This is a genomic window from Candidatus Fermentibacter sp. (genome assembly GCA_030373045.1).
Taxonomy (GTDB): Bacteria; Fermentibacterota; Fermentibacteria; order Fermentibacterales; family Fermentibacteraceae; genus Fermentibacter.
The window spans coordinates 38,682-63,714 of the sequence record JAUCPW010000047.1 but is presented as its reverse complement, the minus strand read 5'-3'; the positions used below and the strand labels follow the sequence as shown (position 1 = coordinate 63,714).

Here is a 25,033-nt window from a genome sequence, read left to right as displayed (position 1 = left end):
GCGGCGCCTTCAGACGTAGGGCGATATCCTTCTCAGTCTGTCTATCACGTCCGCGAGCACCTCGAGCGTGTAGTCGATCTCATGGGCCGTGTTGAAGCGGCTCAGGCTGAACCTGACCGCGCTGTTCGCCAGGTTCCGGTCGACGTTCATCGCCCTCAGGACATGGCTGGGATCCTTGCTGCCCGTGCTGCAGGCCGATCCCGACGAGACGCTTATGCCCCTCATGTCCAGCAGGGTGAGGATGGCTTCGCTCTCGACGCCGCTGAAGAGCGCCGTGGTGGTGTTGGGGAGGCGGGGGGCGAGAGCGCCCGCTATGCTGACCCCCGGGCAGGTTGCCTTCATGCCGTTCTCGAGACGGTCGCGCAGGGCCAGGATCGCCGAGGTGCCGGGGCCGATCTCCTCCAGGGCGAGCCTGGCCGCCTCCCCCAGGCCGGCGATGCCCGGTACGTTGTAGGTGCCCGCCCGCAGGCCGGACTCGTGGTGCCCGCCATGGACGAATGCGGGCAGATCGAGGCCGGGCCTGACGTAGAGAGCGCCCACTCCCTTGGGTCCGTGGATCTTGTGGGCGGACAGGCTCAGCAGGTCGATCCCGTCGCCTTCCGCGTCCAGGGGGATCTTCCCGGCCGCCTGCACGGCGTCGGTGTGGAATAGCGCCCCGACGGAATGCGCCATCTCGGCACATTCCCGGATCGGCATCAGCACTCCGGTCTCGTTGTTGGCCGCCATGACGGACAAGACTGCAACCGTGGGATCGATGGCCTCCCGGATGCTGTCCATGTCGAGCACGCCGTCGCAGGTGACGCGCGCGACGCGGAGCTCGAAGCCTTCGCGTTCGAGCTGCCTGGCAGTCTCGAGGACGGCAGGGTGCTCGACGGGGGTTGTGACGATCGTCCTGCGGCCGGTGGCCGCCAGGGAACCCCTGAGAGCCCAGTTGTCGCTCTCCGTGCCGCCGCTGGTGAAGACCACCGCCGGCCTGCCCGCGGCAGACCTTGGCGCGCCGATGAGCGAAGCCACCCTACCGCGCGATTCTTCGATGGCCTCCATGAGCGAACTGCCGAAGGAATGGAAGCTCGAAGGATTCCCGAACCTCTCGCCCAGGAAGGGCAGCATCCTGGCGAGGACCAGGGGATCGAGAGGTGTGGTGGCGTTGTTGTCGAGGTAGACGTTCATCGACGGAACTCCACCTCTATCCTCCTGCCGAGGGCTGCCGAGATCGAGCCGGCCAGCCTGTCCGCAAGGCCGGCCGGAGGCTCGCCATCCATGCGGATGGCCACGGAACCGGGCCTTGCCCTGAGCATGGCGAGTCCCGGCGCTTCGGCCTTCACCGCCTCCACAGCTGCGAGCGCCTCGCGCTCGACCTCGCCGACCTTCGCCCTGTAGTCGGCGATCGCATCCCGAAGAGCCTCGTGCCCCATGACCGAGCAGTGGTACTTCTCCTCGGGCATCCCGCCGAGATAGTCGACAATCTGCCTGTTCTTGACCGCGAGGGCCTCTTCGAGCGTCTTCCCGGCGACCATCTCGGTCAGGGCCGAGGCGGAGGCAATGGCGCCGGCGCAGCCGAAGGTCCGGAACTTCACATCGCTTATCCTGCCTTCATCGTCGACCGAAATGTCGAGGGTCATCGCGTCGCCGCAGACGGGAGAGCCGACCTGCGCATGTCCGTCGGGGTTCTCGATGTTCCCGACGTTGCGTGGGTTGACGAAGTGATCCATCAGCTTCTCGGAGTATTTCCACATCTCAGGCTCCGCCTTCCGATACCGCCGCGCCGTGCGGCGGAATGCCCTGCGCCCGGGTGACGGGCGAAACAGTGTCGTGCGAACCGTCGCGGGAGCTCATGGCCAGGTCGAAGAGGGTCCGGTTCCCGAGGTAGTCGAAGCAGCAGCGCCGCAGGTCGCGCCAGAGTATCCTGGTCGCGCAGCCTTCCTGACGGTGGCATGGCTCCTTCTCGTGCGAGCCCCCTCCGGAGCAGTGCGGAGCGTCCTCGGCGCACCCCGGTGCGAGGAAGCCCGCTTCGAGGGTGGTGATGATCTCGAGCAGAGTGATAGTGGAGGGATCCTTCGCGAGGACGTATCCCCCCTTGGGCCCGCGCCTTCCGGTAACGAGCCCGGCCTCCCTCAGCCTGAGGAAGATCTGCTCGAGGTACCGCTGCGAAACTTCCTCGATCTCCGCGAGCCTCGCCAGGGAGACGGGCAGGTTCCAGCCCTCCCTGACCATTTCGACCATGGCGCGCAGTCCGTATCTGCTCCTCGTCGAGACGAGCATATTACCTCCCGGCCATGTAGGAAATTACCCGGATCAATCCCGCCCGTCAACCCTGCCGGAGGCCATTCGGCGTCTCCTGCGGCGCGCAGCCTCCCTGGAGGCGATTCCTATCAGGAGGGCGGCCGTCATGCCGGTTGCCACCATGATCAGGACGATCCTGCTCCCTGTGAGGATGGGGCTGTAGCGCACCCCGCTGCCCTCGAAGGCGAGGTCGAGCGAGGCGGATAACGAGGCGGGCGCATAGTTGCCGCGGTTCGAGATCACGAGGACCATGTCGCCGAAGCCGTCGATCGGGATCATGACCTCTCCGCCACCGGTGACGGAGCGGTACAGGGTGTCGACATCGGTTCCGCCCGCGGACCATCTGTGGAAGTCGTCCCTGTGCATCAGAATGAGCTCTATGGAGGACGAGTCGGGCACGACGGTGAGGAACCCCTCTATCCTCGTCTCCTCCTGCTGCTCGATGTCGACGGTGAATCCGATCCACCTGAACTGGCCTACGGGGATCTCGAGCGTGTCGCGCGAGAGCCGGAACGAGCCGGCATGGAGCGCGACCGGCAGCACGGCCAGGAGAACTGCGGTATTCCTCACTCCCCACCCCCTGCTTATTATACGGCACCCGCCGGAACGGCACAGACCTCGGAGGATCCTTGTTCAGGGGAAGCTACTATCGTCTTGTCGAGATACTCTACCGCTCGGCGGGGAGAACGTGCCCGGACGGCCTCGTCCGACTGCTCGCGTCGCTCAGGCTGGTTGTCGACATGCTGGGCAGGAGCGGCAGGCGCAGTGTCTACATGGGCCATCTCGCGAGGATCTTCCCTTCCGAGGGGCCGGCCTGGCGCCGCGGGATCATGCGGAGCTACTGGATGGCCCATCAGGGCGCGATGCTGGGCCTCTTCAGGGCATCCCTGCTGGATCCGGACAACCTCGACGACTGCGTGGAGTGGGAGGGGCGGGCGGAACTGGACGGCCTGCTCGCCGGAGGACGCGGAGTGCTCCTCCTCGCCCCGCATTTCGGCGACGAGCGGACGATGCACATCGCCATGGCCCTGGCGGGATATGACATGCACGTTCTGTCGACGGACTACCAGGGGGCGCCGGAGGAGGTGAGACGGGCGAGGCTGTCGACCTCCGCCCGCACCCACCACATCGCCTTCCCTTCGGACAATCCGAGATGGATGTACAGGGCTCTCGAGGCCGGGGGGATAGTGCAGACCGCGCCCACCGGCTTCGGCGGGACCGGAGGGACGTGGGTCCGGAGCTTCGGGGTGCCGGTGCTGGCCCCCTCGACGTTCCACAGGCTGAGGGAGGCTACCGGGTGTGCCGTTGTGATCGCGGTCAACCACATCCTCCCGGGGCTCAGGTACAGGATATGCATCTCCCGGCTCGACCTGCCAGGAGATCTCCGCCTGGCTTCACAGGTTCTCTTCGACAGGATCTCGGATCTCGGAACGGCCTTCCCGCGGCAGTACAACTGGATGAACCTCGCGATAAGGCACAGGGAGACCAACACGATCGCAAGGCTGGGTTTCGTGCCGGGTGACGAGCGCGTGCTGGAGATGGAGGCCGTGCCCGGAGACGACGATCCCTCGAGTATCAGGGATCTTGCTTCGCTCCCGGCGCCGGGGAGGGAGAAGAGGGGGAGGGCATGCCCGACTTCCGGAGCATAGAGCCCAGCAGGACCTCCTGTACTCCCAGGAAGAAGAGCAGGAGCCCCGGGAGGAGGATCATCGCGGAGGCGATGTCGTCGACGGCGAGAAGTGCCGCTGCTCTGCGCACACCGTCGATCCCGTTCCGGGCCGATGACATGGTCGCGCTTGTGACCTCGATGTCGGCGGCCAGGGAATCGACCGATGCGGAGACCACGCGGAGCGTCGAGGACAGGGATCCCAGACGCGACCGCAGGTTCGAGAGCAGCACGAGCACGGTGTCACCGGAAGACGAGGCGAGCCTCAGCCTGGAGGCCGGGGCTGTGAATCTGCCGGAGGCCAGGGGGCCGAGCAGGGAGGACATGTCTTCAAGGTCGTCCGACAGGAGGTCCGAGAAGTCGATCATCCTGGAGCCGGCGGAATCGACCCTGACCAGGGTCGCCCTCGTCTGGTCGACGATGCCGGCGGTCTGCCAGACCGCTCCTCCTATCTCGTCCATCAGGGATGTCGTGCCCTCGAGGTCCTCCCCCAGGACCGCCATCGCCCTCTCGGCACCATCCAGGCCGTCCACGAGCCCGGTGGCGGAGGCAGCCACCCTGCGCCCCCAGTCTCCGGAGACGGCCGCCAGGAAAGTACCGCAGAGCATCGAGACGAGCCCGAGGCCGATGCCGGCCGTTCCGATCGCCCTCGTCATCGCATCCTTCAGGATACCCTCCCCGCCGGAACCTTTATCCCGTCACGGGAGGCCCACGGTTCCGGAAACCGGAATATGAGCACCCACCAGTCCCGGGAGGAGAGCGCATGGGCGGGCTGACCGGCCTCATGAGGAGGACGGCGGAGGAGGCGGGCATCATCCTGCTCGAAGGTTTCGGGCTACCCCACAGGCTAGAGGGCAAGGAGGGCAGGGAGTTCCTGACCGAAGCCGACCTGCGGAGCCAGGATCACATTAGGGCCGGTCTGGCGGAAGCCTGCCCGGATGTGGTCTTCATCGGGGAGGAGGGGACCGGGGTTCCCATCCCGGAGGGGAGGCCCTTCTGGCTCGTCGATCCGCTGGACGGGACCGCAAACTATGCCCACGGCTTCCCGTTCTTCTCGGTGTCGATCGCCTTCTCCGACGGACGGGACATCACTGCGGGATGCGTGCACGACCCGTTGCGACGGGAGACGTTCGTCGCCGAGCGAGGAGGAGGTGCGAGTCTCTGTAGCCGCTCGGGCTCCCTCTCCCGGATCCGCGTCTCGGAGGCCCGGACGCTGGACGAGTCCATCCTCGCCACGGGCTTCCCCTACAGCCGCCAGCCCGGCAGCCTCGGATTCGACGTGAAGCCCCTCCTCTACCATCTCGCGAGGGTCAGGGGCATCAGGCGGACCGGTTCGGCCGCGCTGGATCTCTGCTATGTGGCCTCGGGAAGGCTCGACGGATACTGGGAGGAGCATCTGCGCCCGTGGGACATGGCCGCCGGCGTCCTGGCCGTCGAAGAGGCCGGAGGGAAGGTCATGGGCTGGGATCGCATGCCCTGGTCGACTCGATCCGGCGGGGTCATCGCAGCCGCGCCCGGAATCATGCAGGCCATGCTGGATGGGATCGGATCCCCGGAACGCTGAGGAGATCGATTCCTGCATCCCTGCGATTCGGGATCCTGCTTGATTCTACTAGATAATGATCCAATGCCGTCGCAGGTCTGATACATCTGAAGCATCTGAAACCAGGGCTGGACCGGAAAGGGGGCCCCGCCGCAGCGGGACCCCCTCGTTCCGGACGAATCTGCTAGAACCTTACCAGGCGCAGGCTTTCCAGGTTGTTCCCGTCGCTCACCCTGACCAGGTACGCGCCGGCCGGCGCCCCGCTCCCGGTCCAGGTGAAGCTGCCCTCGAACGGGGCCGAATCGACGATCCTGCCGGTTGCGTCGAAGATCTCGATGGTCGCTCCATCGACGAAGCCGGTTCCGCTTATGACCACGGACGAGGAGAACGGGTTGTCGCTCGCGCGGAGCGATGAGGACACTGCGCCGCCCTCTTCATCGCCGACGCCGAGCGAGAGGTCGATCCTGTAGATCTTGTCCGTCTCCGGGTTGCTCACCCAGACGATGTTGGCCGACTCGAACGCGACGCCCCTGGCTGCGTTCTCCACGACCGATCCGGGGATCATGTTCACGAGGACGCCCGCCGTGCTGTAGGCCTTCACGGGGCTGTCGACGCCGTCGCATGCCGCCCAGATCAGCCCGCCCGAGATGTCGATGTCGTAGGGCGTGCCCAGGCCGGAGTTGAAGCTGTTCACATAGGGGGTCGACCCGACCGTGCCCGTCCAGGTGAAGGTCTCGACCGAGTATCCGTAGGTGCTGGCGCCGATCGCATAGAGCTTCGATGCATCCGAACCCAGTCCCGTCACCGACGAGAGCTGGCTTCCTCAACAGGCTACGGTGAACTGACCCTGATACTCCCCCGACGTGTTGTACATGTTGACGTAGTCGTTCGACATCCCCACGTAGACCGTGCTGTTCCCGAACGCGCACCCGGTAGGCGTCTCACCGGCGACGGGCGTGATGTACCAGGAGCCGAGAACGCTGCCTGTGGCCGGATCGACGCTGTGGAGGTAGTTGGTCACCCCGTCGACTGCCCAGAGCGACCCGCCGCCGTACGCAAGCCCGCTGATGTTGGTGTCGGGAGCATCGATGGTCCCGAGAACCGTCTGAGCGGATGCGACGGACAGCGAGAGCAGCACCGCCAACAAGACCCTCTTCACTCGTCACCCCTCCCCTTCCGCGCGGACGCGGAAACTCAGAAGCCCAGGTTTACGCCGGTGTAGACCGAGCTGATGTCACCGGCGCCGGCTTCGTCACCGAGAGCCCTGGCATATCTGTACTCGGCGAAGAAGCCGACAGGGAGAGCCGCGGGCTGGAAGCTCGCACCGACGACCCCGTGTACGGACGGATGCACCTTGTCGTAGACGTCCAGGGGGGACTCCTGGCCGGTCTGCTGCTCGACGTACTGGATCAGCAGGTCGGCGTCGCTCACCATGATGTGCGCCCCGCCGCCCCCGCCGATGTACGGCTCGATGGGCAGGCTGCTCACGGGCAGGAAGATCTTGAGAGTGGCCGCGACGTCGAGGTCGTGGAAGGTGGCGGTGTAGTTCTGCAGGAGCTGGTCACCCGGCCCCTCCCATCCCCATTCCTCCTCGAGGTACTGGAGAAGGGAGTCCTGGTCGACCTCTATCCCCTCCTCCTCCTCGATGTAGTCGATGAGATAGTCCTGCATCACTATGTCGGTCTCGCTGGAGGCGTAGCCCGCGCTCAGCTCGACCGCCACCATCTCCATCAGGGGCAGGATGATCTGCCCGCCGAAGACCGGGCTCGACCCTCCGTCCTCGGTCCTCGGGTCGGAGCCGCTGTAGTACCCCACCCTCCCGCCGATCCTGGGGCCTGCGAGGGCGACGGCTGCGACTGCTGTAACCAGAAAGAGACTCCTCATGCCTCGGACCTCCCTTTTCTTGTGTGCTGCAACATGGAGCACGGGATGTGGCAAGTCAACGCAAACCTTGACCCGGGGGAACGCCGGTGCGAGAATGTGCGTTGATTCCTCTGAAGGAACATCAAGCCGTCGATGATGCTTGGAACACGTCGTTGAAAGGACGGTCCAGGATGAAGTTGTGGCCTATCGTCCTCGTTCCCTTCGCCCTCGCCTTCGGTTCGGGCGAATCGTACCAGTGGCAGTCCCTGGGCGGCGAGCCGGGGGACACGCCCCGGTTCGAGATGGTAGAGTCCGACCTCGGCCACTTCGTCGCCGACGTCACATTCCCCGGTTTCTGGATCACTTCCTTCCCGGGCGGCGGCACCTCCTGGGACAGGCTCGAGATGACCGGCTGCACCCCCCAGGGTGAGACGGGATTCCCAGAGCTGCCCGCATATCCCGTGATGTTCGCGCTGCCCTTCGGCACCACGGCGGTTGTCACCGTCGAGGACGTCGAGTACTCGACCTTCCAGGGCATGTCCGTGCTGCCCAGGCAGCCGGCTGAGATAGACATGCCCCACGCCCCGTGGCGGTTCGAGATGGACGACAGGATCTACAGCGTCCCCGGCCTGTCCACCCCTGGCGCCTGGGCCTCCGCCGACAACGACGCGATCTGGTCCGGCCTGCACTGCTCGCGCCTCGTCGTGAACCCGTTCTCCTATCTCCCGTCTTCGGGCGAGCTGAGGGCGGTTTCCAGCATGCGAGTCAGGGTCGACTTCACGGGCAATGCCCTCGATGCGGCCCAGGCCATCAACCCCGGCATGGAGAGCGCCATGGCCGGCCTGGTCGTCAACTTCGGCGACTTCCGCGCGGCGGCCTCGGCGGCCCGTGGCGGATTGCGCGACGGCGCCGAGTACATCGTGATCTGCACCGCGGACAACCAGGCCGCCGTAGCGCCTCTCTACGAGCTGCACAACTGGCTCGGCCTGAACGTCCAGGTCGAGGTGCTCTCGACGCCTTCTACCTCGGGCGCGATCAAGAGCGCCATCGCCGACAACTACGAAACCGGCGTCACCAGGTTCGCCCTGATAGTTGGCACCCATGCGGAGCTCCCGTCCTACAGCTACGGCTCCCATGTCGGCGACTACTACTACGCCGACCTCCTCGGCACGGGCGACCTCCCCGAGATAGCGGTCGGGCGCCTCACCGGCACCACCGAGCAGATATCCCACCAGGTCGACAAGATCATCGAAGGCTATCTCGAGTATTCGTTCGACGACGGCAACACGACGGGCATAACCCCGAGCGAGACCGTCCTGGCAGCCCACGAGGAGCAGTACCCGAACAAGTACACGCTCTGCTGCAACGAGCTGGCCGCATACGACTACAGCCTGTGCGACATCACCTTCACCAAGGTCTACCCGCCCGAGGGCGGCACGGCCCAGATGGTGTCCGACGCCATCAACAACTCCATCGGCACCGTCGGCTACCGCGGCCACGGCGACGTCACGGTGTGGTCGTGGAGTCCCGGCTGGAACGCGACCAACATCAACGCGCTCACGAACACGTTCATGCCGCCCGTCTTCAACATCGCCTGCTACTGCGGCCGCTACCAGGATGCGTCCGACTGCCTGGCCGAGAGCTGGCAGTTCGCGACCTGCGGCTCCTCGGGCAACCTCGCCGCCAACGACCCCTCCTACACCGACGCCAACCACACGTACATGAAGGAACTCTACAAGGCGATATACGACCAGGGCGTGTACGCGATCGGCGAGGCCGTCAACGCGACCACGGTCGTGACGATCGCCCAGCACGGCACCTACGGCATAGCCAACGCCAAGATGTACTTCTGGTTCGGCGACCCGGCCATGGACATCTGGACCTTCGACACCGAGGGCGAGTACGGCATCCTGAGCATCTCCGGCCCCTCCCAGCTCGATCCCGGGCCCCAGTCCATAACGCTGACCGTCACGGCCGGCGGCAACCCGGTCGAGAGCGCCGCCGTCACACTGACCGACGGCGTGCAGGGAACGGCCTCCGAGCCGACCTTCTACCTCGAGGGCGTCACCGACGCCTCCGGACAGGTGACCTTCAACCCGACGATCCCCGCCTCCGGCACCATCCACGCCGGGGCCGCCATGCACGACTACCGCGGCGCCTCCATCTTCTGGACGGTGGGTGTGGGCATGGAGGAGGAGGAGTCCGGCGACACGGGCACTCTCTGGATGAGCCTTCCCTCCCCCAACCCGGTGACCACGTCGGCCTCCCTGAGCTTCGTCAATCCGTCGGCCGGGCGGGTCGAGCTCGCGGTGTTCGACGTGACCGGCAGGCTCGTGGACACGATCGTCTCGGGCGACCTGTCCGCCGGCGAGCATGCCGTGGAGTGGCAGACCGGCACCGCGGCCAACGGGGTGTACTTCATCAGGCTCAACACCCAGGCGGGCTCCGTTTCCAGACAGGTGATGGTAGTCAGGTAGAGCAGCACCAGAAGAGCGGGGGCGGGGCCGTCCGGTCCCGCCCTCCTCGTTTCCGGGAGGAGCCAGTGTACAGAGCCGGGTTCGACTGCGACAGATACCTCGAGGCCCAGAAGCGGGCGATCCTCGAACGCATAGGGAGCGTCGAGGGGCGCCTGTACCTCGAGTTCGGCGGAAAGCTCCTCTACGACTACCACGCCGCAAGGGTCCTCCCCGGGTACGATCCCAACGTCAAGCTCAGACTGCTGGGCGAGCTGAGCGACAACGCAGAGATGCTCGTCTGCATCCACGCGGGGGACATCGAGAAGCGCAGGCTGCGCGGCGACTTCGGCATCACCTACGACGTGGACGCACTCAAGCTGATCGACGAACTGAGGGCCAACGGTCTCCCCGTGCTCTCGGTGGTGGTTACGCGATACACGGGCCAGCCGGCCGCGGAGGCCTTCATGAAGGGGCTGTCCAGGCGCGGCGTGAGCGTCTTCGCCCATCCCCCCACCCAGGGTTACCCGTCCGACGTCGACAGGATAGCCAGCGCGGAAGGATACGGGCGGAATCCCTACATCCCGTGCTCCAGGCCGCTCGTGATCGTGACGGGGCCCGGGCCGGGCAGCGGCAAGCTGGCGACCTGCCTCTCGCAGATCTACCACGAGCACCTGCTGGGCACGAAGGCCGGCTATGCGAAGTTCGAGTCCTTCCCGGTCTGGAACCTGCCCCTCGACCATCCCGTGAACGCGGCCTACGAAGCGGCCACTGCCGACATAGCCGACTTCAATCTCGTCGACCCGTTCCATCTGAAGGCCACGGGAACCGAGGCGGTCAACTACAACAGGGACGTGGAGGCCTTCCCCCTGCTCCAGCGGGTCTACGAGAAGATCACCGGCAGCACGATCATCTACCGCTCTCCCACCGAGATGGGCGTGAACAGGATCGCCGACGGGATAGTGGATGACGGCGCCATCAGGGAGGCCGCGGAGCAGGAGCTGATACGCAGGTTCTTCAGGTACAGGTGCGAGTACGTCTCGGGCCTGGTCGAGAGCACGGCCGTGGCAAAGGCGGAATCCCTCCTCGAACAGTACGGCCTGTCCCCCGAACGAAGGAGCGTCGTCCTCCCGGCACGCGAGGAGAAGGGCGGAGCCGCCGGCCGCACGCCGCAGGGCTCTGCCCTCGAGCTCCCCGACGGCATGATCGTCAGGGGCAGGACCTCCGACCTGATGTCCGCGGCATCCGCCCTGGTGCTCAATGCCTCGAAAGCCCTGTCGGGCCTGCCGCGGGAGATGCACCTCCTGTCGCCCGGGACGATCTCGTCCATCGCCCGGCTGAAGTCGACGATACTCGGCACGCAGAACCCGGGGCTCGATCTGGAGGAGGTGCTGATAGCTCTCTCCGTCAGCGCCATGACGAGCCCGGCCGCCGATCTGGCAATGAAATCGCTGTCTTCGCTGAGGGGCTGCGACGCGCACCTGACGTCGCTCCCCAGCGCAGGGGACGGGTCGGGTCTCAGGGAGCTCGGCATCAACGTGACGAGCGACCCCGGCTATCCCTCCGGGAACCTCTGGGCGGGACAGCCGGGGTAGAGCGGAGCGGAGGCTAGAAGTAGAGCCTGGCCCCGATGCCGCCGTTCAGCCCGAGTTCGGTGTCGGGCACTATGTCCATGACGGGGGCGAGCTGTACGAACATGTCCACCGGCGCCCCCTCGAACGGGTAGCACAGCCCGAGCGGGATCCTGACGCCGAGCACCACATCGCCGTCATCGTCGTTCTCGTTCTCGTCGCGGAAGTAGAGCTTGCCGCCCAGGCCGTACGTGAACATCAGACCGTCCAGCCCGGAGCCGGAATCCGCGATGTCGAAGGAATGCAGTACATAGTCGCCGGCCAGGAAGAAGCCGCCGTCCCCCTCGAAGGACCAGGCGGCCGCGAGTTCGAGTGCCGATTTCTGGGAGAGCCAGTTCTTGAGGCACAAACCTGTCGGGTCGCCGGCGACGATCCCGATGCCGAATCCGTCCATCTGGGCCGAAGCCGGGGCCGGCAGCAGCACCGCCAGCAGCACGGCCGCGGATAGAGCATGAGCAGACTTCATCCTCCCCCTCCGGGTTGCATTGTCCATGCGATCACGATCAAGTATCTGCCCTGCCCGGATGCCGGGTCAACGCCGGGCACGGGCTTGACCCGGGGCCGCGCCCCTGCAATAAACCCGCTGTCGTTTGCCGCGCCTCACGATGCGCGGCCGTGGTGATGTGATGCGTCACCCGACCGGAAACGACGCCCACCGCCCGCAGTGCGGGCAAGGTATCGCAGTCTCCGGCGGAGCGCATCGGTTCTCCATTCCCGAGGAGGAGTCATTTGCGCAATTACGAGACAGCGGTGATCTTCAGCGCCTCCCTCTCCGAGAGCGAACTGGAGCAGGAAGTCTCCAAGGTCGTCGAGATCATCGGGAAGGCGAAGGGTACCCACACGGGCACCCAGCACTGGGGCAGGAGGATGCTCACCTTCCCCCTGAAGAAGCAGAACGAGGGCATCTATTTCTTCTTCCGCTGGACGGGCGGGGAGGAGGTCAGCGCAGCCCTCGACTGGAACCTCAAGATCGACGAGAACTGCCTGCGCCACCTCAATCTGCGCCTCGACGACAGCCGCGTGACGGCCGGCGAGGACAGGATCTCCGACGAGGCCGTCATGCCCGAGGAGCCGGCCTTCACCGACGACGACTCCGAGGACGAGGCCGAGCAGGACGCCGAGGAGTAGGCCGGGCATGAACATCAGAATGCCCAGCATCAACCGCGTCATGATCTCCGGGAACCTCGTCGACGAACCCAGGACCGACCTCCTGGAAAACGGCACGCACGTCGCCAATTTCAGGATAGCCAGCAGCCAGTCCTTCCGCGGGAAGGACGGCGAATGGCACGAGAAGACCTGCTTCGTTGACGTCGTGGCCTGGAGGAGGACGGCGGAGCTGGTGGCGGAGTATCTGCGCAAGGGCAGCCCGGTGCTGGTCGAGGGTGAACTCCAGACCAGCTCATGGCAGGCCTCCGACGGCACGCCGCGGAGCAGGACCGAGATCCTGGCCAGGCGCGTCCAGTTCCTCGAGAAGCCCGGACAGCAGCAGAGAAGCGAACCGGCCGCCCGCGAGGAGAAGGCCTCGTACACCCCGGCGGACGAACCTCCGGACAGCGAGTCGGAGTATGACGACATCCCGTTCTAGGATGATCTGAATGCAGCCCGGCCCCGGGCCCCTGCCCCCGGTCCTGAACGTCTTCTTCCTGACTGGACGGGTGCTGTCGAGGCAGAGGCTCAAGATCACCGGCAAGGGCGCCTACCTCGTCGAATTCGAGATGGCCGCCGGGAGGCCGGTCGGGCCCGACGCCGGGCCGGCGCAGATGGATGTCTTCGACATCGAGATCTGGGGGGACGCGGCGAGGGAGATGGACAGGTCGCTCCAGACCGGATCCCAGGTCTACGTCGAGGGCAGGCTCGTGAGCAGGGAGTTCGAGGACAGGGGCGGCATAAGGCACAGGAGAACGGTGCTCAAGTCGTCCAGGGTCGAGATCCTCGGCGGGTGACCGCCGGGAGCTCATTCCAGGAAGGAAGGATCCCTTGATCAAGAAGAAGCGCACGAACCTGAAGGTCATGAAGAAGAAGAAGTGCCGTTTCTGCATATCCCCCGAGCTGGTCATCTCCTACAAGAACGAGCGCCTGCTCGGCCGCTATGTGTCGGACAGGGGCAAGATCGTCCCGCGCAGGGTCTCGGGGAACTGCGCAAGGCATCAGAGGGCTGTCGCCAGGGCGGTCAAGGTAGCCCGCTTCCTGGCCATCATCCCCTATGTGAGAGAGCATTTCCGGTAGGATCCGCCCGAGCGGGGGCGAGGTGGAGACATGCCCGGATCCCTGGCATGAAGGACGGCCGGACGCAGGGCGCCCTGAGGGCTGCGGCGCTCGCCGCCGCCACGGCGGTTCCCGGTCTGCACTTCCTGGCCGGCTCGCTGGCCTCGGCGGCGGTCCGGAGGAAGCCGGTCGCGGGTTCGGCCGCCGTCGTGGCGGCCTGCATCCTGATGTACTGGCTGGGTGGCCTGGAGGGTGCGCTCATGTGCATCGCCACGGCCGCAGGGCTGACTGCCGCCTCGTCGGCGCGCCTGTCCTGGCCGCAATCGAGCTTCGTGACGGCAGCCGCCTGCGTCATCGCAGCCGCAGCCTCTCTGGCGGACGGCCCGGGGATCATGGGTATGACGGCCGCCGTGCTCGAACCGCTCGTGCCGGTCTATGCATCGGCGGGGATCCCCGAGAGCCAGGCCCGTTCGGTGATGGATGCGCTGGTCTACCTCTCCCCCGGGACCGGGGCCTTCCAGGTCGTGATCGGTTCGATCCTCGCCGCCAGGCTTGCCGGCCTCGCTGCCGGATCCCGGGAGGTGGGCTCCTGGAGGACTCTGCGCCTGGGCCTGGCCCCGGCGTGGTTCCTCATCGGCGCCCTTGCAGCTGCGGTTGCAGGAGACAGGACCGGTACGGACCTGGCAGCCCGTGCGGGAGCCAACGTCCTCGTCTTCCTCGCGGCCCCCTACGGAGCCGTAGGCCTCGTGATCCTCGGAGAGGCCGTGAGGACGAGGCCCTTCCTGCTGGCGGCGGGGCTCTTCCTGGCAGTTGCGGCTACGCCGGTGATCGCGGCGGGGGTTCTCTTGACAGGCATTCTGGACACCTGGCTCGATTTCAGGGCCAGGTTCCCGAAACCATGAAACCGGCCGGAGGCCGGGACGGGAGTCGGAAATGAAGGTGCTTCTCACGCACAATGTGAAGGACATAGGCAGGTCGGGCGACACGGCCGAGGTCAGCGACGGCTACGCCCGCAACTTCCTGTTCCCCAGGAAGCTGGCCGTGCTTGCCCAGGAGGGGAACCTCAAGCTGGCGGCCGACGTGAAGAGGAAGGCTTCCGAGAGGGATGCGAAGATAGAGGCCCGGTCGCGCGAGCTGGCGGCCAGGCTCGAGGGTGTGGTCTGCACGATCAAGTCGCCTTCCGACCCCTCCGGGAACCTCTACGGGAGCGTCACGGACCGCGAGGTCGCGCAGGCGCTCGAGCAGGCCGGCATCCCCGTCGACCGCCGCCAGATCTCCATGGACCAGCACATAAAGAAGGTCGGCGACCATTCCGTCATGATCAGGGTCTCGGGTGCGATCGAGAAGGGGATCACCGTCAGGGTCGTCCCGGGGGAGAATTGCTGACCCTTGCGGTAGAGACTTCCTGCGACGACTCCGCCGTGGCCCTGCTCGAGGGCACGAGACCTCTGGCCGAGAAGATCAGCAGCCAGACAGTCCATGCGGGGCTGGGAGGGGTGGTTCCGGAACTGGCTTCCAGGATGCACCTCGAGGTGCTCCCCGGCCTCGCGGAAAGCCTGCTCGCCGAATCCGGCACCTCCATCCGCGACATCGACACGTTCGCCGCGACCGCCGGGCCGGGTCTGGTGGGCTCCCTTCTGGTCGGCCTCTCGTGGGCGAAGGCGGCGGCCTTCGCCACGGGAGGCCGGTTCCTCGGCATCAATCACGTGGCATCGCACCTTTTCATCCACTACGGCGACGAAACACGCGGCCCGGTGAGCTTCCCAGCGGCCGCTCTCGTCGCTTCCGGCGGGCACACGTCGCTCTTCGTCCTGGAGTCCTGGAACGACTGTCGTTTCGCGGGGGGCACCAGGGACGACGCCGCCGGTGAGGCCTTCGACAAGACGGCCAAGCTGATGGGCCTGGGCTACCCCGGAGGGGCACTCCTCGACAGGCTCGCGGCGGAAGGGGATGCGTCCCGCGCCTCCCTGCCCTCCCCCCTGGACGATCCCGACCTCCCGGAGTTCAGCTTCAGCGGTCTGAAGACCGCGGTCAGATCCCTGCTGTCGGCGGGGACGAAGCCCGAGGATGTCGCGGCATGCTTCTGCCGGACTGTTTCCTCCATACTCTCGACAAAGCTTCTGGCGCTCGCGGTTTCCGCCCGTGCGAAAACGGTCATGGCCGCCGGCGGGGTCTCGGCCAACAGCTTCCTCCGGGCCGGACTCGCCGGGGAATGCTCCCGGAGGGGGCTCGATCTGAGGCTGCCCGAGCTCCGCTGGACGACGGACAACGCGGTCATGGTCGGCAGGGCCGCGGCGGCGGCTCTCGAGGCCGATCCATCGGCATGCTCCCCCTTTTCCTGCAATGCATTCGCGAGATGGACGGGAACGCGGCTCGGGCCGCTGGCATGTGCGTGACCCCGCTATCCCGCAGGGGGGCGGCAGTGGTTATGTTCCGATTCTGGCTTGCCCGTGAGGAGTAGGAGATGCCTTCCAGTGGGATACGGACAGGAATCGACCTGGTCGACATCCCCAGGTTCGGTATCGCCGCAGGTCGCAGGGGAGGAGCTTTCCTGGAGAGGATCTTCACCCCGGGCGAGCTGGCGTCGAGCCCGGCGCTGCAGAGCCTTGCCGGGGGTTTCGCGGCCAAGGAGGCCTTTCTGAAGGCCCTCGGAACCGGCCTCTCCGACGGGATATCCTGGCACGACGTCGAGATAGTGCACAGGGAAGGCGGACGGCCCGACCTGGTGCTCGCCCGCAGGGCCGCGGAGCTCCTGGGTTCCGGGCAGGCATCCCTGAGCATCAGCCATACTTCCACGACCGCCGTCGCGGTGGTGGTCATCTCGGGCGGTGATGCGCCGTGACCCGCTGGGTGACCCCGGCCGAGATGGAGACCCTGGACAGGCAGGCCATCCAGTCCGGCACTCCGGCCGAGACCCTCATGGAGACCGCCGGGGCGGCCGTAGCCGGGCTGGCGCAGCGGATGTTCCCGGGGAGGGACGCCCGCATGGACGTCTTCTGCGGTCCCGGCAACAACGGCGGCGACGGCTTCGTGGCTGCGCGCCTCCTCAGGCGGCAGGGCTACACGGTTCGCGCCGTCCTGGCATCCGACTCCGCCTCCGGCATATCCCCGCTCTGCATGAAGAACCTAGTCAGGTTCAAGGACGAGGGCGGCGCCGTCACGGGCATGAACCACCTGGGCGATCTCACCGGTGAACCCGAACTCGGCATCGACGCCCTCCTGGGCACCGGCTTCCACGGGAGCCTCGAGGGGTCCGTCGCCGCCTGCACGCAGTTCCTCGGGCGCTGCGGCACGGTCCTGGCCGTGGACACCCCCTCGGGGGTGAACGGAGAGGACGGATCGATCGATCCCCTCACCGTCCCGGCATCGGTGACGCTGGCGCTGGCCGCGCCCAAGCTCGGCTGCCTGATCCTCCCGGGCTGCGCCTCTGCGGGCGCCGTCTTCAGGGCCGACATCGGCATCGATGTCCCGGAACGCCCGGACAGGATGGTCTTCGACTTCGAGGCTGCCGCTGCGGCTCTTCCGGAACGGCCGGCCCACGCACACAAGGGCACTTTCGGCAGGGTGCTGCTGCTGGGGGGCTCGGAGCTGATGCCCGGCGCCCCCATACTCATGTCGCTCGGCGCCCTCCGGGCCGGCGCAGGGCTGGTGAGGCTCTTCGTTCCGTACCCCGCCGCGGGTGCCGTTTTCGGCCGGGTTCCCGAGGTGGTCTGCGGCTACTTCCTGCCCGGGGATGTCACCTCCCTGCCCGGGCCGTCGGGCTTCGACTGCGCGGCAATCGGACCCGGCATGGGGGACGGGGTGGAGACTTCCAAGGTCGTGCGCCACATCCTGTCCAACTGGACCCTGCCGGTCGTCTTCGACGCCGACGCCCTCAACGTCCTCTCGGGCGCCATAGCCGAGATCGCCATGAAGAAGGGCCCGTCCGTGCTGACGCCGCACGCAGGCGAACTCCAGCGGCTCGCGGGCAGGGCGGCCGGCTCGCGCGAGGAGCTCTGGGAGATGGCATCGGTCATGTCGCGGGCCACGGGATCGATCATGCTCCTCAAGGGGCGCCCGTCCGTAGTTTTCTCCCCCGACGGGGGAAGGGCCCTCATCCCGTGCGGGAACAGCGGGCTCGCCACGGGAGGCTCCGGCGACGTGCTCACCGGCATGGCCGCCGCGTTCCTGGGGCAGGGCATGGAACCTTCGGCAGCCGCGGCTGAGGCGGCCTTCCTCCATGGTCTGGCTGCGGACATCATCGCCGCCGGGTCCTCGTCAAGGTCCATGCTTCCCAGCGACGTGGCGGGAACCCTCGGCTCGGCCTTCAGGCTCCTGGAGACCGGTCCCCCCGCCGGGCTCCTGAGAATCGAGGGGAGGTGGAATGGAAGGCTGTGGGATATCCCGTGACGAGGCCATGGCCCTTCTCGTCGGGAACATCTCGAACATCGCCCTGAGGAGGCACTGCCTCGCAGCGGGAGCGATAATGCGCAACCTCGCGGTCAGGCTCGGACATGCCTCCGAAGCAGGGCTCTGGGAGGTGACTGGCATCCTGCACGACCTGGACTACGAGCAGACCGCTTCCGACCCCGCGGTCCACGGAACCGTCACCTGCTCGATGCTCAGCGGCAGACTGCCCGAAGAGTGCCTCCACGCCATCCTCTCGCACAACGCCGAGAACAACGGATCCAGCCGCGAGTCCCTGCTGGACAGCCTCCTCACGGCGGCCGAATGCGTCACCGGGCTCGTGACGGCCACCGCGCTCATCTACCCGGACAGGAAGCTGGCCGGAGTCGAGGCTTCCTCCGTCATCAAGAGAATGACCAAGACGGGTTTCGCCAGGAACGTCAGCCGGGAGGGCATCATGGAATGCGAGAAGGCAGGACTACCTCTGGCGGAATTCATGGATATATCACTTGAATCTATGAAATCGATAGCGGATGACCTCGGTCTCTAGAATCGGGAGGGCCGGTTGGTGGAAGTGAAAACGGTTTCCGAGAGACTCGGCGAGCTCAAGCTCCAGGTATCGAGTCAGTCCTACGGCCGGGGGACGAGTGGCTTCAGCAGCTACAAGACCGACGAGGACGCGGGCACTCCCGAAGAGCGACTCAGGCTGGCGGCAGCTGTGGCGAAGGCGACCGGCAGGGCCAGGAGGGTCTCGCTCCACTCCCCCGGCGACCTGAGGACGGACGAGGACGCAGCGAAGATCTCCGCTCTCCTGAAGGAACTCTCGCTGGAGTGCGGCTCCTTCTATCCCGACCTGTTCATGCCGCGCAAGAGCGGCACCATGAACCACCGGCTGATGTACGGCACCATATCGAACCCCATCTCGGAGCTCCGTGTGGCCAGCATCAACTTCGTCATCAGGTCGATGGAGCTGATGCGGGCGGTGGACTGCAGGCAGATGGTCCTCTGGCTGCCCGACGGGATAGACTCGCCGGGCGAGAAGAACCTCACCGACATGCTCGACAGGATACTGAACGGCCTGAGGCAGATCGGCATCAACGTCCGCAAGAGCGAGAACATGATGCTCGACTTCCGGCCGTTCGACCCCTCGTTCTGCTCGATGGCCGTGAGCGACTGGGGCACCGCGGCATGGCTCTGCCGCGAGACGGACCCCTCCTGCAGGGTGATGCTCGACACGGCCGCCCTGCTTCCGGGCGCCAGCCTCGACAGCGTCATCGTCGCCATGCTGCACCAGAAGATCCTCGGCAGCGTGAGACTCTCGGACAACAGGCTGTCCCAGGGCATGATGCCGGCCGGAACCCTCGACCCGGCAGCGCTCTTCCGCTTCTTCGTCAACCTGCTCCAGGCCGAGAAGGCGGGGCTGTGCTCGATCGGCGGCATGGTGTTCGAGATCGGCGTGAACACGAGGGTCGGCATACCTGCGGAATCCGTCGTCAGGTCGATAGAATCCATCGAGCAGGCCTTCGCCGCGGCCATGCTGGTCAATCCCGACGAGCTCTCCGAGATCCAGGCCAGGCCGGACCCCTACCTGGCGGAGAAGCTCCTGCAGGATGCCTTCATGACCGACGTCCGGCCCGTCATCAAGGCCTGGAGGGAGCAGAACGGCATCCCGGCAGATCCCGTCCAGGCGCTGCGGAGCGAGATCTCGAAGAGCTGACACGTCCCCGGTCGGGGATCCGCCCTCCCGATGCCCCGAAGGCTTCCGGGAGGGCGGACTGTATCACGGCAGGAATCCCCGGATGGGTTTCAGGCGCCGGCCAGGGCCCTCCCTCGCAGGAAAGCCCTGGTGTTGATCTCCAGGGCCTTTTCCGGGAGGAGTTCCCTCATCGCATCGGCCCAGCAGGCTTCGGGCAGCCCGAGGTAGACCGAGGCCGCGCCCACCATGAGCGTGTTGACGACCCGGAGATCGCCCATCCTGCCGGCTTCACCGAAGGCGTCGATCGAGAGGGACCTCACGCCCCTGTCGGAGAGCCCGGCCTCGACGTCGGGGTAGGAAGCCTGGCCGGTGCTGACGGACGACGGTTCGATGACGAGGTCGCATATCAGCGCGGTGCCGGAATCCGACAGGAAGTGCGACCATCTCAGCGCCTCCAGCTTCTCCAGCGCTATCATCAGGTCGGCCGTGCCCTCCTCGATGATCGGGCTGCAGACCGACTTCCCGAACCTCACCTGGCTCACGACGCTTCCGCCCCTCTGGGCCATCCCGTGGACCTCGCTCTTGCGGACGTCCATCCCCGAAAGCATCGCGGCCGCGCTGACGATCTCGCTCGCGAGCAGTATGCCCTGCCCGCCGGTTCCGCAGATCAGAACGTTGGTGGTCTCAGTCGGCACTGGAGGCCTCCCTGTTGTAGTCCTTGCTCAGGGCGCCCTTGGGGCAGACGTCCGCGCAGAGCCTGCACTCCGGGTAGCACAGCAGGCTGTTCACCACCGGCCTGCCGTCGTGGAAGCTCAGCGCCGGGCAGCCCAGGGACATGCAGCGCCTGCAGCTTATGCAGGCTTCCGGATCCAGGACGGCGACCGCCCTGCCGGAAGGCTTCCTGACCATCACGCACGGGCGCCTCGAGATCACGACGGAGACCTCGGGCCTGGCCATCTCCTCCCTGAGGACGGCCTCCAGCCCCTTCAGGTCGTGGGGATCGACCACCCGCACGGAGGAGACCCCGCATGCCCGGCAGACCGCCTCGATGTCGAGCCTGGCGGAGGGTTCCCCCCTCAGGGTCCGGCCGGTCCCCGGGTTCTGCTGGCCGCCGGTCATGGCCGTGATGCTGTTGTCCATGACGATGACCGTGCCGGTGCAGCCGTTGTAGACCATGTCGATCAGGCCTGTGACCCCGGAATGGACGAAGGTGGAGTCGCCTATCGCGGCGGCAAGCTTCGAGACGGCCTCCCGGCCGCCCGCCTTCTCGAGGCCCGAGAGGACCCCGATGGAGGCTCCCATGCAGACGGTCGTATCCATGGCGTTGAGCGGAGGCATGAGGCCCAGGGTGTAGCAGCCGATGTCTCCGGTGGTGCTCGACTTCATCTTCGAGAGCACCCAGAACGCCCCCCTGTGGGGGCAGCCCGCGCAGAGCATCGGCGGGCGCTGCGGCACCTCGGCGGGAGCCCTGGCGGGAACGGGATCGAGACCGAGCCCTTTGCGGACTATCGCGGGATTGAATTCGCCCTCGACCGGGAAATGCCGCTTGCCCTCGACCGGCAGCAGGAAGTGGGACCGTATCTGCTCCTCGAGGAACGGGTCCCCCTCCTCGACCACCCTCACCTCGTCCACCATCGCGAGGAACCTGCCGATCAGGTCCCAGGGCAGGGGCCACGTCATGGCCAGCTTGAGGATGGTGGCGCCGGGGAGGACCTCCCTGACATAGCTCGCCGAGACCCCGCTCGCGATCACCCCGAGCTTCCTGTCACCCTCGATGATCCTGTTGTACTGGAACGTATTGCCGAACTCCGACAGGGCCCTTGTCCGCTCCTCGACCCTCGTGTGCATCGCCCGTGCGAAGGCCGGTATGGGGATCCTCTTCCGGGGATCACGGACGTATCCCTTCACCGGGACTTCCCTGCGCGGGGCGAGCGCCACGGGGCTGCTGGAATGGCTGGTGCGCGTGGTCGTGCGCAGCATCACCGGGGTGTCGAACCTCTCGGAGATGTCGAGGGCGAGGCCGGTCAGGTCGCGCGCCTCGGCGCTGTCCGAGGGCTCCAGCATCGGCACCTTGGCGGCCCGGGCCAGATGCCTGTTGTCCTGTTCGTTCTGGGACGAGTGCATCCCGGGGTCGTCGGCTGACACGATCACGATGCCGCCTGTCGCGCCGATGTAGCTCAGCGTGAAGAACGGATCGGCGGCCACGTTGAGGCCGACGTGCTTCATGGCGGTGAGGACCCTGGCGCCGCCGAAGGAGGCCCCGGCTATCGTCTCGAGGGCGACCTTCTCGTTGGGGGCCCACTGGGCCTCGATTTCGGGATAGTGCTCCCCGATCGTCTCGAGGATCTCGGTCGAGGGAGTGCCGGGATAGGCCGAAGCGAAGTGCACGCCGTGCTCCCATGCGCCCCTCGCTATGGCTTCGTTGCCGGACAGCAGCGCAAGACCGTCGGTTTTCGCGTTGAGAGGCTTCTTCATGCACCCCTCCGGGCTAGTTGTAAGTCCTGACTTCCTCGATCCCGTCGAGGACCCTGAGGACACCGCGTACGAGCGCCTCGAGCTCCGCCTCGCCCGGGAAGGTCATGACCCTTCCCAGGAAGGAGAGGCCCTTCGTGATCTCTTCCACGACCCAGCCGTTGTGGGCCATGCCACCGGTAATCACCACGCAGTCGACTTCTCCGCGGAGGGCGGCGGCCATCGCCCCCCCCTCCTTCACGAACTGGTAGACCATCGCCCTCAGGACGCGATCCGCTTCCGCATCCCCCTTCGACGCCCTGGTGAAGGCCTCCCCGACATGGTCGATGCCGAGATAGGCCATAAGGCCGCCTTCCTTGAGGAACATCCGCTGGAGCTGCTTCTTCTCGTATCCTCCCCCGAAGCAGAGGTCGACGAGCCCGGTGACGGGGAGGGAGCCTGTCCTCTGCGAGCTGAACGGCCCGCCGTCGTTGGCGTTGTTCGTGTCGATCATCCGGCCCTTCCGGATCGCGTTCACGCTGACCCCGCTGCCGAGGTGGAGCACCACCATGTTGAGGTCGGACAGAGGCCTCCCGAGCTCGGAGGCGGCCTTGTAGGCCACCATGCGGATGTTGAGGGCGTGGCTGAGGCTCTTCCTCGGCAGCAGAGGATGCCCGGAGGGCCTGGCCTCGTCGATCATCTCGTCGACGCAGACCGGGTCGACGAAATAGGAGGGGAGCCCCAGCGGTTCGGCGACCGCCCAGGCGAGGGGGGCTCCGAGGTTGCTCGGGTGGTCGGCCTGGAGCGTCGATCCATCCGTTATGTCGTCGAGCAGCTTCCGGTTCACACGGTAGGTGCCGGCCTGCAGGGGCTTGAACGTGCCCCCGCGGCCCACCACGGCGGCGAGGCCCGACATGTCGAACCCCTTCTCCGCGAGAGCGGCGAGCACGAGGTCACGCCTCGGCACCGTCTGGTTCATCGTCGGCCCCAGGGCGGCGAGCTCCTCGGGGAGGTGCCGCACGGACTCCTCGAAGAGGGGCTCCCCCTCCCTGTAGACTCCGAACTTCGTCGAAGTCCCGCCGGGGTTCAGCGCCAGGACGAGCCTCTCCATATCAGGCTCCCGTCACGACGCCGAGCGCGAGCGAGTTCAGCTTGGTGCGCGCGGCGTCGGAGCGGGACAGCATGACCACCGGGGCCGCGGCTCCGGCGATCATCCCCCCCACCTCGGTGTCGGTCATGTACATGAAGGCCTTCGCGAAGATGTTGCCGCACGAAAGGTCGGGGGTCACGAGGATGTTCGCCCGCCCCGCGACCTCGCCCGTGATCTTCTTTATGGCAGCTGCTTCCGGGTCCATGGCTCCATCCACCGCGAGCGGCCCCTGGACGTGGACGCCCTCGATGCCGTTTCGCGCAATCGACGCGAAGAGCGATGTCTCGGGCAGGTTCTCGTCCTCTACCTCCACGGCTGCCAGGAGGGCGGCCCTGGGTGTGCCGCAACCCAGCCTGACCATCACGCCGGCGGCGTTCTGGACGATCTGCACCACCTGCTCGGCGGTGGGCCTGGGGATCATGCCCCCGTCGGTGATCGCCACGAGCCTGTCCTGCTTCGGGACGTGGACCACGGCCACGTGGCTCAGGACCCTGCCCGTGCGGAGGCCGTGCTCCCTGTCCAGGACGGCCTTGAGGAACCCGGACGTCTTGAGGAGACCCTTCATGAGGATCGTGGCCCCGCCTCCGCTGACGCACTTCACGGCTTCGATGGCGGCGTCGGCCTCGGTAGCCACATCCGCGATCTCGATGGATGGATGGAGCTTCAACCCCGTTCTGCCGACGGTCTCCTCCACGAGCGCCCGGGGAGCGAAGACGACCGATGTGGCGATGTCCTCCTCCGCCGCCATGTTGAGAGCCTCGAGGGAGGCCTCGTCATGCCCCATGGGTACGGCCGCCCGGGCCCCCTTGTTGTCTCGCGCCGCCTGCCTGATCTGTGCGAAGTTCTCGTACAATGCACCCCTCCCGGATTTGGGGCGGACGGGAATCACCCGTTCGTAGCCAGCGGGTTATTATGGGCACATGAACGGGATCGGGCCAGAACCGTGCACGCCGCTCACCGGGGCCGACCTCCTTCGGGCCGGCGGGCTGCTGTTCGACTTCGACGGCGTCATCGCCGACAGCGAGCGCCTCTACATGGCCTCCTGGAACGAGGCTCTCGCGCCCTGGGGCGTCTCCATCCCGGAGGAGGAGTACTTCCGCCACTGGACCTCCCTCGGCGAGGGACTCCCGGGGCACATCTCGAGGCACGGCGGCCAGGGCATCGACGAAGCCCGCGCGACCTCCCTGCAGAAGCGCGCATACGAGGCGTTCTGCCTCTCCGGAGCGATCGGACTCATGCCGGGTGCGGCTTACGTCCTCGAGATCCTCTCTTCGTCCGTATTCGCCGGGAGGTTCGCCATCGCCTCCAACACGGATTCCCGCCTGGTGGAGGGCATCCTGATGCGGGCCGGAGCCCCGGTGCCGCCTGTCATCGGCGGAGAGTCGCTCCCGCGCAAACCCTGCCCGGACATCTTCCTGGCTGCTGCTCATGCAATCGGCTCCCCTCCGGGATCCACCCTGGTCTTCGAGGACGCATGGAAGGGGCTCGAGGCGGCCCGGCGGGGGGGCTTCAGGCCGGTTCTCGTCAGGGCGCCGCACAACGCAGGCGAAGCTCTCGATGCCGATTTCTCACTGGACGGCATATCCGGCCTGCTGCCGCTTCTCGGACCCTGATCCCGCCTCGGGCCGGCCCTCCCCGTACCGGTCCGGCTTGCCCGCGGAGCCTCACTTCGTGATAATGCCCGGAACGACGGAGGGTGTGGGCAG

The 25,033-nt window shown here is 66.7% G+C and carries 28 protein-coding genes and 1 pseudogene; 16 read left to right on the top strand and 13 right to left on the bottom strand.

Annotated elements, in window-relative coordinates:
- Positions 1-9: 9 nt before the first annotated feature.
- From QUS11_08315 to QUS11_08300, 4 genes and pseudogenes are all read right to left on the bottom strand, one after another.
- A complete protein-coding gene (locus QUS11_08315) occupies positions 10-1,170 on the bottom strand; it encodes an aminotransferase class V-fold PLP-dependent enzyme (GenBank protein MDM7993302.1) in 1,161 nt (386 codons plus the stop codon).
- Positions 1,171-1,367: 197 nt separating this feature from the next.
- Positions 1,368-1,736, bottom strand: a pseudogene (locus tag QUS11_08310) (iron-sulfur cluster assembly scaffold protein).
- A 1-nt stretch (position 1,737) separates the two neighbouring features.
- Complete coding sequence (locus tag QUS11_08305) at positions 1,738-2,262, bottom strand: Rrf2 family transcriptional regulator (protein MDM7993301.1); 525 nt, start codon at positions 2,260-2,262, stop codon at positions 1,738-1,740.
- A 33-nt stretch (positions 2,263-2,295) separates the two neighbouring features.
- Positions 2,296-2,853 (bottom strand): hypothetical protein, encoded by a 558-nt coding sequence (locus QUS11_08300; protein ID MDM7993300.1) that lies wholly within the window; start codon positions 2,851-2,853, stop codon positions 2,296-2,298.
- A gap of 59 nt (positions 2,854-2,912) precedes the next feature.
- On the opposite strand from QUS11_08300, the gene QUS11_08295 reads away from it, so the two are divergent.
- A complete protein-coding gene (locus tag QUS11_08295) occupies positions 2,913-3,932 on the top strand; it encodes a hypothetical protein (GenBank protein ID MDM7993299.1) in 1,020 nt (339 codons plus the stop codon).
- Here QUS11_08295 and QUS11_08290 read toward each other — a convergent pair.
- Positions 3,859-4,605, bottom strand: coding sequence for a hypothetical protein (locus QUS11_08290; GenBank protein MDM7993298.1), 747 nt, complete (start codon positions 4,603-4,605; stop codon positions 3,859-3,861). The genes QUS11_08295 and QUS11_08290 overlap by 74 nt on opposite strands.
- 107 nt (positions 4,606-4,712) lie before the next feature.
- Between QUS11_08290 and QUS11_08285 the strand changes: the two genes are divergently transcribed.
- Complete coding sequence (locus QUS11_08285; protein ID MDM7993297.1) at positions 4,713-5,513, top strand: inositol monophosphatase family protein; 801 nt, start codon at positions 4,713-4,715, stop codon at positions 5,511-5,513.
- A 163-nt stretch (positions 5,514-5,676) separates the two neighbouring features.
- On the opposite strand, the gene QUS11_08280 is transcribed toward QUS11_08285, so the two are convergent.
- Genes QUS11_08280 through QUS11_08270 form a run of 3 tightly spaced genes read right to left on the bottom strand, consistent with a single transcriptional unit; the run spans position 5,677 to position 7,376 of the window.
- Entirely contained in the window at positions 5,677-6,297 is a 621-nt protein-coding gene (locus QUS11_08280) for a T9SS type A sorting domain-containing protein (GenBank protein MDM7993296.1), read from the bottom strand.
- Between the two features lie 18 nt (positions 6,298-6,315).
- Positions 6,316-6,651 (bottom strand): hypothetical protein, encoded by a 336-nt coding sequence (locus QUS11_08275; GenBank protein MDM7993295.1) that lies wholly within the window; start codon positions 6,649-6,651, stop codon positions 6,316-6,318.
- Between the two features lie 35 nt (positions 6,652-6,686).
- Positions 6,687-7,376 (bottom strand): hypothetical protein, encoded by a 690-nt coding sequence (locus QUS11_08270; protein ID MDM7993294.1) that lies wholly within the window; start codon positions 7,374-7,376, stop codon positions 6,687-6,689.
- Between the two features lie 170 nt (positions 7,377-7,546).
- Between QUS11_08270 and QUS11_08265 the strand changes: the two genes are divergently transcribed.
- The gene (locus tag QUS11_08265; protein MDM7993293.1) at positions 7,547-9,832 is read left to right on the top strand and encodes a C25 family cysteine peptidase; all 2,286 of its coding nucleotides are present in this window, start codon (positions 7,547-7,549) and stop codon (positions 9,830-9,832) included.
- Positions 9,833-9,897: 65 nt separating this feature from the next.
- Complete coding sequence (locus tag QUS11_08260) at positions 9,898-11,403, top strand: DUF1846 domain-containing protein (GenBank protein ID MDM7993292.1); 1,506 nt, start codon at positions 9,898-9,900, stop codon at positions 11,401-11,403.
- 13 nt (positions 11,404-11,416) lie between these two features.
- Here the strand turns inward: QUS11_08260 and QUS11_08255 are convergent, their stop codons facing one another.
- Positions 11,417-11,905, bottom strand: a complete 489-nt coding sequence (locus tag QUS11_08255; protein ID MDM7993291.1) for a hypothetical protein — start codon at positions 11,903-11,905, stop codon at positions 11,417-11,419.
- A gap of 263 nt (positions 11,906-12,168) precedes the next feature.
- On the opposite strand from QUS11_08255, the gene rpsF reads away from it, so the two are divergent.
- From rpsF to QUS11_08200, 11 genes are all read left to right on the top strand, one after another.
- A complete protein-coding gene (gene rpsF / locus QUS11_08250) occupies positions 12,169-12,567 on the top strand; it encodes a 30S ribosomal protein S6 (GenBank protein ID MDM7993290.1) in 399 nt (132 codons plus the stop codon).
- A 7-nt stretch (positions 12,568-12,574) separates the two neighbouring features.
- Positions 12,575-13,024: a single-stranded DNA-binding protein gene (gene ssb / locus QUS11_08245; GenBank protein ID MDM7993289.1), complete on the top strand. Its 450-nt coding sequence runs from the start codon at positions 12,575-12,577 to the stop codon at positions 13,022-13,024.
- A 10-nt stretch (positions 13,025-13,034) separates the two neighbouring features.
- Complete coding sequence (locus QUS11_08240) at positions 13,035-13,382, top strand: single-stranded DNA-binding protein (protein ID MDM7993288.1); 348 nt, start codon at positions 13,035-13,037, stop codon at positions 13,380-13,382.
- 67 nt (positions 13,383-13,449) lie between these two features.
- Positions 13,450-13,665: a 30S ribosomal protein S18 gene (gene rpsR, locus QUS11_08235; protein ID MDM7993287.1), complete on the top strand. Its 216-nt coding sequence runs from the start codon at positions 13,450-13,452 to the stop codon at positions 13,663-13,665.
- Between the two features lie 47 nt (positions 13,666-13,712).
- Positions 13,713-14,546, top strand: coding sequence for a hypothetical protein (locus QUS11_08230; protein ID MDM7993286.1), 834 nt, complete (start codon positions 13,713-13,715; stop codon positions 14,544-14,546).
- A gap of 31 nt (positions 14,547-14,577) precedes the next feature.
- On the top strand, positions 14,578-15,030 hold the full coding sequence (rplI, locus tag QUS11_08225) for a 50S ribosomal protein L9 (GenBank protein MDM7993285.1): 453 nt from the start codon (positions 14,578-14,580) through the stop codon (positions 15,028-15,030).
- Positions 15,024-16,040 (top strand): tRNA (adenosine(37)-N6)-threonylcarbamoyltransferase complex transferase subunit TsaD, encoded by a 1,017-nt coding sequence (gene tsaD, locus QUS11_08220; GenBank protein ID MDM7993284.1) that lies wholly within the window; start codon positions 15,024-15,026, stop codon positions 16,038-16,040. Before rplI ends, tsaD begins: the two co-directional genes overlap by 7 nt.
- Before the next feature lie 68 nt (positions 16,041-16,108).
- Positions 16,109-16,486: a holo-ACP synthase gene (gene acpS / locus QUS11_08215; protein ID MDM7993283.1), complete on the top strand. Its 378-nt coding sequence runs from the start codon at positions 16,109-16,111 to the stop codon at positions 16,484-16,486.
- The gene (locus tag QUS11_08210) at positions 16,483-18,033 is read left to right on the top strand and encodes an NAD(P)H-hydrate dehydratase (protein MDM7993282.1); all 1,551 of its coding nucleotides are present in this window, start codon (positions 16,483-16,485) and stop codon (positions 18,031-18,033) included. Before acpS ends, QUS11_08210 begins: the two co-directional genes overlap by 4 nt.
- Positions 18,008-18,580, top strand: coding sequence for a hypothetical protein (locus QUS11_08205; protein MDM7993281.1), 573 nt, complete (start codon positions 18,008-18,010; stop codon positions 18,578-18,580). The genes QUS11_08210 and QUS11_08205 overlap by 26 nt, the downstream gene beginning before the upstream one ends.
- 18 nt (positions 18,581-18,598) lie before the next feature.
- On the top strand, positions 18,599-19,747 hold the full coding sequence (locus QUS11_08200; protein ID MDM7993280.1) for a TIM barrel protein: 1,149 nt from the start codon (positions 18,599-18,601) through the stop codon (positions 19,745-19,747).
- Positions 19,748-19,836: 89 nt separating this feature from the next.
- Here QUS11_08200 and QUS11_08195 read toward each other — a convergent pair whose 3' ends face one another.
- Genes QUS11_08195 through QUS11_08180 form a run of 4 tightly spaced genes read right to left on the bottom strand, consistent with a single transcriptional unit; the run spans position 19,837 to position 24,180 of the window.
- Positions 19,837-20,421, bottom strand: coding sequence for an indolepyruvate oxidoreductase subunit beta (locus tag QUS11_08195; GenBank protein MDM7993279.1), 585 nt, complete (start codon positions 20,419-20,421; stop codon positions 19,837-19,839).
- Complete coding sequence (gene iorA / locus QUS11_08190; GenBank protein MDM7993278.1) at positions 20,411-22,201, bottom strand: indolepyruvate ferredoxin oxidoreductase subunit alpha; 1,791 nt, start codon at positions 22,199-22,201, stop codon at positions 20,411-20,413. The genes QUS11_08195 and iorA overlap by 11 nt, the downstream gene beginning before the upstream one ends.
- A gap of 13 nt (positions 22,202-22,214) precedes the next feature.
- Positions 22,215-23,288: a butyrate kinase gene (gene buk / locus QUS11_08185; protein MDM7993277.1), complete on the bottom strand. Its 1,074-nt coding sequence runs from the start codon at positions 23,286-23,288 to the stop codon at positions 22,215-22,217.
- Between the two features lies 1 nt (position 23,289).
- Entirely contained in the window at positions 23,290-24,180 is an 891-nt protein-coding gene (locus QUS11_08180) for a phosphate acyltransferase (protein ID MDM7993276.1), read from the bottom strand.
- 67 nt (positions 24,181-24,247) lie between these two features.
- On the opposite strand from QUS11_08180, the gene QUS11_08175 reads away from it, so the two are divergent.
- Complete coding sequence (locus tag QUS11_08175; protein MDM7993275.1) at positions 24,248-24,940, top strand: HAD family phosphatase; 693 nt, start codon at positions 24,248-24,250, stop codon at positions 24,938-24,940.
- Positions 24,941-25,033 lie beyond the last annotated feature (93 nt).